The organism is Vibrio fujianensis (assembly GCF_002749895.1).
Taxonomy (GTDB): Bacteria; Pseudomonadota; Gammaproteobacteria; order Enterobacterales; family Vibrionaceae; genus Vibrio; species Vibrio fujianensis.
Map to the genome: position 1 here is coordinate 183,003 of NZ_NBUS01000042.1, position 9,600 is coordinate 192,602.

Genomic DNA, 9,600 nt, shown 5'->3' on the forward strand with positions numbered 1-9,600 from the left:
AGAAACGCCTCCTACCATTTGGGTACCATAAGCAATGGATTGTTCAGAATGGAATGTTCCTTGACCACCAGTAAATCCCTGACAAATAACTTTGGTCTCTTTATTAATTAATACTGACATTATTATTTGCCCTCCGCAGCAGCAACGACCTTCTTCGCTGCGTCTGTCAATGACTCAGCGGCGATAATATCTAAACCTGATTTTGCTAATACCTCACGGCCAATTTCCGCATTGGTTCCTTCAAGGCGAACCACCACAGGAACTTCAACACCGACTTCTTTCACCGCGCCGATGATCCCTTCAGCAATCATGTCACAGCGAACAATGCCACCAAAAATATTAACTAATACTGCTTTTACATTATCGTCCGACAAAATGATCTTGAATGCTTCTGCCACACGCTCTTTGGTCGCACCACCGCCCACATCAAGAAAGTTTGCAGGTTTTCCACCATGCAGGTTAACAATATCCATCGTCCCCATAGCAAGGCCGGCACCATTCACCATACAGCCGACATTTCCGTCAAGAGCAACATAGTTAAGCTCCCATTGCGCAGCGTGCGCTTCACGCGCATCCTCCTGAGAGGAATCATGCATTTCACGCAGTTTAGGCTGACGATACAGCGCATTTGAATCGATATTAATTTTGCCATCCAAACAGAGTAGATTCCCCTCTGCAGTCACGACAAGTGGGTTAATTTCTAACAGAGCAAGATCATATTGAGTAAACATGTGTCCTAACCCCATAAAGATTTTGACAAACTGTTTAATCTGCTCACCTTGTAGACCAAGTTTAAATGCGAGTTCTCGGCCTTGATAGGCTTGAGGGCCAACGAGAGGGTCAATCGCCGCTTTATGAATCAGCTCTGGTGTTTCTTGTGCCACTTTTTCAATTTCAACCCCACCTTCAGTCGAAGCCATAAAGACGATACGACGGGTAGCTCGGTCAACTACAGCCCCTAAATAGAGTTCATTGGCAATATTTGACGCTTCTTCGACTAAAATTTTTGAAACCGGTTGCCCATTTGCATCGGTTTGGTAGGTCACGAGATTTTTTCCTAACCATTTTTGGGCAAACTCTTTCACACCCTCTTTGCTTTCATGCAGTTCAACACCGCCTGCTTTGCCACGACCGCCAGCATGAACCTGACATTTCACGACCTTCTTAACGGTACTAATGCGCCCTGCCGCTTCAAAAGCTTCTTGCGGGGTATCACAGGCATAGCCTTCCGGGACAGGCAAACCGAATTCTGCAAACAGCTGTTTGGCTTGATATTCATGCAAATTCATTGTGTTATTCCATTTGTATATTTTTATTCCATATAGCCCAACGCTTTGTTGAGCTGTACGTCTGTAGGGGTACTCTCAATGACTAGCCAAATGGCTTATCAATATGGCCGGATGTTGAGCAGATCCGGCCCCGTACTTAAACGTTCATCACGTCTAAATTTTATACATCCAATAATAGGCGTGCTGGATCTTCCAGTAACTCTTTCACCGTGACGAGGAAGCCGACTGACTCTCGACCATCAATTAATCGGTGATCATAAGATAATGCCAAATACATCATGGGTAAGATTTCAATCTGACCATCCACCACCATGGCTCGATCTTGGATTTTATGCATTCCTAAAATCGCCGCTTGCGGTGGGTTAATGATAGGTGTTGACATTAAAGAACCGAAAACTCCGCCATTTGTGATGGTGAAATTTCCGCCAATCAGTTCATCCACCGTTAACTTACCATCACGCCCTTTCTCGGCTAACTCTTTAATCCCTTTCTCGATCTGAGCAAGGCCTAACGTGTCACAGTCCCGCAATACCGGTGTCACTAAACCACGCGGTGTTGAGACTGCAATACTGATGTCGAAGAAATTGTGGTAAACGATATCATCCCCATCAAGCGAAGCGTTAACTTGAGGATAACGCTTCAGTGCTTCGGTTACCGCTTTAACATAGAAAGACATGAAACCTAAACGAATGCCATGCTTCTTCTCAAACCGATCTTGATATTGTTTACGCAGTTGCATGATAGGCTTCATATTGACTTCGTTAAACGTCGTCAACATCGCTGTGCTATTTTTCGCTTCTAATAAACGTTCAGCAATACGTTTGCGTAAACGAGTCATCGGTACTCGTTTCTCACTACGTGCTGCCACGGGTGCAACTGTCGACGTTTGTTCAACTTCTGGCTGTGCTTGTTGGGTGGCTAGGTATGCTTCGACGTCTTCCCGAGTAATGCGTCCACCGACACCGGAGCCTTTCACCTGTGAGGGCTGTAAACTGTGCTCTGCTAATAAACGACGAACCGCTGGACTTAACGCGTCATTGGTTTCTTCGGTGAGAACGGCTTTGTGACGTTTATCGGGAGACGGTTCTGTCGCTGCCGTACTATCTTGTGTTGGTTCACCTGCAACCGCACCCGGTTTAAGCCGAGCTAAGAGTTGCTTAGACAAAACGGTCGCGCCTTCTTGTTCTAAAATGGCTTCCAACATACCTGCTTCAGGAGCTGGAACTTCTAACACCACTTTATCCGTTTCGATCTCAACAATCACTTCATCTCGATCGACCGCATCTCCCGGTTGTTTGTGCCATGTCGCTACGGTTGCATCTGCAACTGATTCAGGTAAATCTGGAACCAGAATTTCAACTGTCATAATCTGTCTCTTCCTTTTACTTCTAGTTCTTAAGCTAGGGTCAAAGCGTCTTCAACTAACGCTTTTTGTTGTTTCATATGAACCGACATATAACCGACGGCCGGTGATGCAGAAGCTGGTCGACCCGCATATTTAAGCTCTACTCCAACAGGAATCGCAGCGCGGAAGTTATGTTGGCTACAATACCAAGCCCCTTGGTTTTGTGGCTCTTCTTGACACCATACGTAATCAACCACATTCGAATATGGTGCAATCGCGGCTTGTACTTCTTCAAGGGGGAAAGGATAAAGCTGTTCAATGCGAACAATTGCCACATCTTCTTGGTTATTATTTCGACGCTGTTCAAGTAGGTCGTAGTACACTTTACCCGAACAGAAAACAACTCGCTTGACGTTAGCTGGCTCAAGGTTATCCAACTCACCAATAGCCGGTAAAAAAGTCCCTTCCGCAAGGTCGTGCATACTCGATACACAAAGTGGATGACGCAACAGAGACTTCGGTGACATAACAATCAAGGGTCGACGCATTTTACGTACCACTTGACGACGCAGCATGTGATAGACCTGTGCTGGCGTTGAAGGCACCACAACCTGCATATTTTGTTCTGCACAAAGCTGCAAGTAGCGTTCTAAACGCGCCGATGAATGCTCTGGCCCTTGGCCTTCATATCCATGAGGGAGCAGCATGGTCAGGCCACATAAACGAGCCCACTTTTGCTCGCCCGATGAAATAAATTGGTCGATAACCACCTGAGCACCATTGGCAAAATCGCCAAACTGGGCTTCCCAAATGGTTAACCCGCCTGGTTCTGCCGTCGCGTAGCCATACTCAAAGGCCAACACGGCTTCTTCAGACAATACCGAGTCAATGACTTCAAAGGGACCTTGTTTATCATGAATATTCGCTAATGGAATATAGGTACTCGCATCAGCTTGGTTATGTAAGACCGAGTGGCGATGGAAAAAAGTACCACGCCCTGAGTCTTGTCCGGAGATACGAATACGTTGCCCATCATCCACTAATGTTGCATACGCTAATGTTTCAGCCATCCCCCAATCGAGCATTTTTTCACCCAACACCATCGACATCCGATCGTGGTAGATCTTTTCTACTCGACTTTGTAATTTATGACTTTCAGGATATTGGCAAATTTTCTGGCCTAGTTCTTGTAAACGCTCGAGTGAGAATTCATTGTCCCAAGCTTCATTCCAATCATGCCCAATATAAGGTGACCAATCGACTGAGTGCATCGTCATCGGTCGCCACTCTTTAACCACCACTTCACCATGATCTAATGCGTCACGGTATTCATTGACCAGTTGGGTGGCCGTTTCGATATCGCTTTCATTACGTTCAATCAAAACATCGGCATAGAGCTTACGAGGCGTTGGATGTTTTTTGATTTTTTGATACATCAAAGGTTGTGTGGCGTTCGGTTCATCCGCTTCGTTATGACCATGGCGGCGATAGCACACCAGTTCAATCACCACATCGCGTTTGAACTCATTACGATAATCCAAGGCCATACGAGTCACAAATGCAACCGCCTCTGGATCATCAGAGTTCACATGGAAAATCGGAGCCTGTACCATCTTAGCGATATCTGTACAGTACATGGTTGAACGGGTATCACGAGGATTTGAGGTGGTAAATCCGACTTGGTTATTAATAACAATTCGAACCGTTCCACCGACACAATAGCCTCGAGCCTGTGACATATTAAAAGTTTCAGCAACCACCCCTTGCCCAGTCACCGCAGAATCACCATGAATGGTAATTGGCAGAACTCGACTCCCTTCGGAATCACCTAAACGATCCTGTCGAGCACGAACCGACCCCATTACCACTGGGTTTACAATTTCTAAATGTGAGGGATTAAAGGCTAAAGCCAAATGAACATCACCGCCTTCTGTGGCAAAATCAGCCGAAAAACCTTGGTGATATTTTACATCTCCCGTTCCCCATGATTCACCATGCTTACCGGCGAATTCGTCAAACAGATCCTGCGGTTTTTTACCCAATACGTTAACGAGCATATTTAAGCGTCCGCGGTGAGCCATGCCGATCACCACTTCTCGCATACCACTTTTACCAGCATGACGAATCAATTCTTTCGTCATCGGAATTAAGGCGTCTCCCCCTTCCAAAGAAAAACGTTTTGCTCCAGGGAATTTCGCACCAAGATAACGCTCCAACCCTTCCGCAGCCGTTAATTCATCGAGAAAAGTTCGTTTTTCATCGAGGGTAAAAGAGGGGGTTCCTAATACTGGTTCCAAACGCTGTTGAATCCAACGTTTTTGCTCTGTATCCGTCATGTGCATGTATTCTGCACCGATCGAACCACAATAAATTTTATTTAACGATTGATAGATATCTTTCAACTTCATGGTGTCCGCGCCAACGGCAAAAGAGCCGACGTTGAACGTTTCTTCCATGTCATCTTCAGTTAGGTTGTGGAACGAGGGGGCGAGTTCCGCCACCGGTGGGCGTTTCCATAAACCCAGAGGATCGAGTTGAGCGGCTTCATGTCCGCGAAAGCGGTACGCATTAATTAGCTGCAGAACTTTTACTTGCTTTGCATCGACTTCAGGATCACTAACTTGGACACTGTAATGCTTTGTCTCTTGAGCGAGTCGTCGGAAGTAATCACGGATACGCGAATGGGGTTGTTCAACCACATGATCAGGCTGCGCAGGCAAACCTTCAAAAACACGTTTCCACTCCTCACTTACCAGATCGGGATCACTTAGATACAGTTCGTAGAGATCTTCTACATACGTTGCATTGGCGCCAGCCAAGTGTGAAGACTCGAGCCATGCCTTCATCACGCCGTTGTGCATTATTTTCCCTTAACCAGTAGTTTTCACATTTGCTTCGGTCTTACGCCGAGCTACAAAGGCAGGCCCGAAGGCCTGCAATTTTTTCATCTAAACCGAGCGATTCACCAACATCGATTTAATATGGCCAATCGCTTTTGTTGGGTTTAATCCTTTAGGACAAACACTTACACAATTCATAATGCCATGGCAACGAAAAACGCTAAATGCATCGTCAAGATTTGATAAACGCTCATCCGTTGCCGTATCACGGCTATCAATTAGCCACCGGTAAGCGGCTAATAAGCCTGCTGGCCCTATAAATTTATCCGGATTCCACCAGAAAGAAGGGCAAGAAGTAGAGCAACAAGCACACATGATACATTCGTACAAACCATCGAGATGCTCACGATCTTCCGGTAGCTGTAAATGCTCCCGTGATGGTGGTAATTCGCCATCTGAAATCAAAAACGGCTTCACTTTTGCGTAATTATCATAGAACTGCGTCATATCAACGATTAAATCACGTACAACCGGTAAACCAGGTAAAGGGCGAATAACGATTTTGCTCCCTTTCAAGCTGGATAATGGTGTAATACAGGCTAACCCATTTTTACCGTTCATATTTAAGCCATCAGAGCCACACACTCCCTCACGACATGAACGACGAAACGCAATGGTTGGATCTTGCTCTTTCAATAAAATCAGTGCATCCAATACCATCATATCCGAGCCTTCTTCGACTTCAAGTAGATAGTCTTTCATATAAGGCTTTTTATCGACATCCGGATTGTAGCGATACAAAGAGAAGTTCAGTTTCATTCGTTATTCCTCCCTTAGTACGTACGAATTTTCGGCGGAAAAGCTTCGCGATGAACCGGTGACATATTTACATCACGTTTGCTCATCTGTTCAGTTTCCGGATTGTAAATAGAATGACATAACCAGTTTGCATCATCACGATCAGGATAGTCAAAACGAGCATGGGCTCCACGGCTCTCTGTCCGATAATTCGCCGCGACGGCGGTAGAAAATGCCGTTTCCATTAAGTTGTCTAGCTCTAAACATTCAATACGCTGCGTATTAAACTCTTTTGATTTATCCGCTAAATGAGCGTTGTTGAGACGATCTCGAATCACTTTCAGTTCTTCAAGCCCGGTTGCCATGGCTTCCCCTTCACGGAAAACGGAAAAACTATTTTGCATACAGCTTTGAAGATCTTTACGGATTTGAACGGGATCTTCACCACCTTGACTCGTTTCCCAACGCATAGTTCGAGCCAAAGAAGCTTCAATATCGGATTGAGTAGCAGGGCGAGCTTCAGCTTGTGCTGCCAATGTTTCGCCAAGATGTAATCCCGTTGCACGTCCAAACACCACAAGGTCAAGCAGTGAGTTTCCTCCTAGACGGTTTGCCCCATGAACCGAAACAGAAGCAATTTCTCCACAAGCAAACAAACCTTGCACTTCAATATCTTTGCCTGCTGCATCTTGTTTTAAGGCTTGTCCTGAAACCTGAGTCGGCACTCCTCCCATCATATAATGACAGGTTGGAATAACGGGAATCGGCTCTTTAACGGGGTCAACATGGGCAAAAGTACGAGACAACTCACAAATGCCGGGCAAACGGGACTCCAACACCTCTTTACCTAAGTGATCGAGTTTAAGCTTGATATGAGGCCCCCATGGGCCATCACAACCTCGTCCCTCTCGAATTTCGATCATCATTGAGCGCGCAACGACATCGCGTCCAGCAAGGTCTTTCGCATTGGGCGCATAACGCTCCATAAAACGCTCACCATCTTTGTTGAGTAGATAGCCACCTTCACCACGACAACCTTCTGTGACTAAGACACCAGCCCCTGCAATCCCTGTTGGGTGGAACTGCCACATTTCCATATCTTGCATCGGAACACCGGCTCGCAGTGCCATTCCGACACCATCACCCGTATTAATGTGTGCGTTAGTGGTTGAGGCATAAATTCGCCCAGCACCACCGGTTGCCAGAATGGTCGCCTTAGATTTAAAGTAACAGATTTCTCCGGTTTCCATACACAAGGCAGTGCAGCCGAGTACCGCACCATCTTGATTTTTAACTAAGTCAAGTGCGTACCATTCTGAAAAAATCGTGGTTTTGTGTTTAATGTTTTGCTGATAAAGCGTATGCAGCAAAGCGTGGCCAGTTCGGTCAGCCGCGGCCGCAGTACGGGCCGCCTGTTCACCACCAAACTCTTTCGATTGCCCCCCAAATGGACGTTGGTAAATACTCCCATCGTCAAAACGAGAAAAAGGCAGCCCCATTCGCTCTAGCTCAATCACGGATTCTGGGCCATTTTTACACATGTACTCAATGGCGTTTTGATCGCCAATGTAGTCTGAACCTTTCACAGTGTCGTACATATGCCACTGCCAGTTATCTTTATGTGAGTTACCCAACGCCACGGTAATACCACCTTGAGCTGAGACAGTATGAGAGCGGGTTGGAAAAACTTTAGAAAGTAAAGCACAGGTTAAACCTTGCTCTGATATTTGTAGTGCAGCACGCATCCCTGCACCACCTGCGCCAATCACAACGGCATCAAACTCACGAACAGGAATAGTCACTTACACACCCCACAGTACAAATAATCCAGAAAAAAAGTAGCCTAATAAGGTCACGATCACGACAAGTTGCAGCACGCCACGCAATTTTGAGCACTTAATATAGTCGGTAATCACTTGCCATAAACCAATCCAGCCATGGATAAGAATGCAAACCAGGGCCAGCATGGTAAATACTTTAGTCAGTGTACTGCCAAAGAATTGTGTCCAAGATAAATATGAGAGGTCAGTGAATGCGCAAAAACTCACCATATAGATGGTGTATAAGGTTAGAATGATCGCCGTCGCTCGAATTAACAAGAAATCGTGAACACCATTGCGTCCTAATGAAGAGACATGTTTTACCATAACCACACCCCCGCTAATAACGAGAAAATCACCGTCATGACCATGGATACTTTGGCTGTCATAGAACCGGTATCTAGTTCTTCAAAATAACCTAAATCCATGATCAAATGACGGATACCGCCAATAATATGGTAGGCCAACGCGGTTAAGATGCCCCAGAGGATAAATTTAACGAAGAAACCGCTGACGATTTCACTCGCCTCCATAAATCCAACCGGAGAGGATAAGGAAAGGGATAATAACCATAGCAAAATACCGACCGCGACAAACGTAATAATACCCGCCACTCGATGGAGGATAGAGGCGATTGCGGTGATCGGAAAGCTGATAGTCTGTAAATCTAAATTAACAGGTCTTAACTTTCTTTCTTTCACGGGCTTGCTCACTCAGCTCTTGAAGCATTTATAGTTATGAATGAAATTTAGTAATAAACCAATAAAATCCGACCTAAACTAAACAGATTCATCTTGATTAACGCGATAAAAATGTAAAATATAAGTTAAAAATAAACTCAGAATAATAACGTTGAGTTTGCTTTTTATGCTGAATTAATATGATTTTTACCAAATTTTGCTATGCCGTTATGCGGCTGGCAACATTATACAACAAATAATGTAACAATTTTTGCTACACAGAACAGATTTTTAACTTTATATGTATAAAAAATCAAAGTAAGTGCACACAATAGAGGAGAAAAATTGACTTTAAATGAGATCAGACGTACAAGAATGACACACAAACATCCTGGACGGATTAAATAATAAACAAAGGAGATTGTTATGGCAGATAAGAAAGCAACCCTTCATATTGAAGGAAAAGCGCCCATTGAACTGCCGATCATGGACGGGACCCTCGGTCCTCAAGTAATCGATGTTCGTCAGTTAGGTTCAAATGGCTACTTTACCTTTGATCCGGGTTTTCTTGCCACTGCATCTTGTGAATCTCAAATCACTTATATTGACGGTAATAAAGGTGTTTTATTACACCGAGGTTATCCTATCGATCAATTAGCCAATAACGCAGATTATTTAGAAGTTTGTTACATCTTGCTTTATGGTGAAGCGCCAACTCGACAGCAATACGATGAATTTAAAAAAACCGTGACCCGCCATACTATGGTTCACGAGCAAATAGCGAGTTTCTTTCATGGCTTCCGGCGTGATGCGCACCCAATGGCGGGG

8 protein-coding genes and 1 pseudogene are annotated in these 9,600 nt (G+C 45.0%); 1 reads left to right on the forward strand and 8 read right to left on the reverse strand.

Annotated elements, in window-relative coordinates; all coding sequences use genetic code 11:
• From B7C60_RS18810 to sdhC, 8 genes and pseudogenes are all read right to left on the reverse strand, one after another.
• Positions 1-120, reverse strand: a pseudogene (locus B7C60_RS18810) (succinate--CoA ligase subunit alpha); the annotation flags it as partial.
• Between the two features lie 2 nt (positions 121-122).
• A complete protein-coding gene (gene sucC, locus B7C60_RS09740; RefSeq protein ID WP_099611485.1) occupies positions 123-1,289 on the reverse strand; it encodes an ADP-forming succinate--CoA ligase subunit beta in 1,167 nt (388 codons plus the stop codon).
• A gap of 160 nt (positions 1,290-1,449) precedes the next feature.
• On the reverse strand, positions 1,450-2,655 hold the full coding sequence (gene odhB, locus B7C60_RS09745) for a 2-oxoglutarate dehydrogenase complex dihydrolipoyllysine-residue succinyltransferase (RefSeq protein WP_099611486.1): 1,206 nt from the start codon (positions 2,653-2,655) through the stop codon (positions 1,450-1,452).
• Positions 2,656-2,684: 29 nt separating this feature from the next.
• Complete coding sequence (gene sucA, locus B7C60_RS09750; RefSeq protein WP_099611487.1) at positions 2,685-5,495, reverse strand: 2-oxoglutarate dehydrogenase E1 component; 2,811 nt, start codon at positions 5,493-5,495, stop codon at positions 2,685-2,687.
• 87 nt (positions 5,496-5,582) lie between these two features.
• Positions 5,583-6,293, reverse strand: a complete 711-nt coding sequence (locus B7C60_RS09755) for a succinate dehydrogenase iron-sulfur subunit (protein ID WP_099611488.1) — start codon at positions 6,291-6,293, stop codon at positions 5,583-5,585.
• A 14-nt stretch (positions 6,294-6,307) separates the two neighbouring features.
• Positions 6,308-8,074 (reverse strand): succinate dehydrogenase flavoprotein subunit, encoded by a 1,767-nt coding sequence (gene sdhA / locus B7C60_RS09760; protein ID WP_099611489.1) that lies wholly within the window; start codon positions 8,072-8,074, stop codon positions 6,308-6,310.
• Positions 8,075-8,419 (reverse strand): succinate dehydrogenase, hydrophobic membrane anchor protein, encoded by a 345-nt coding sequence (sdhD, locus tag B7C60_RS09765; RefSeq protein WP_099611490.1) that lies wholly within the window; start codon positions 8,417-8,419, stop codon positions 8,075-8,077.
• The gene (gene sdhC, locus B7C60_RS09770) at positions 8,413-8,805 is read right to left on the reverse strand and encodes a succinate dehydrogenase cytochrome b556 subunit (RefSeq protein ID WP_099611491.1); all 393 of its coding nucleotides are present in this window, start codon (positions 8,803-8,805) and stop codon (positions 8,413-8,415) included. Before sdhC ends, sdhD begins: the two co-directional genes overlap by 7 nt.
• Positions 8,806-9,198: 393 nt before the next feature.
• Between sdhC and B7C60_RS18815 the strand changes: the two genes are divergently transcribed.
• The coding region (locus B7C60_RS18815; protein ID WP_281251693.1) for a citrate/2-methylcitrate synthase at positions 9,199-9,600 on the forward strand (402 nt) is incomplete at its 3' end.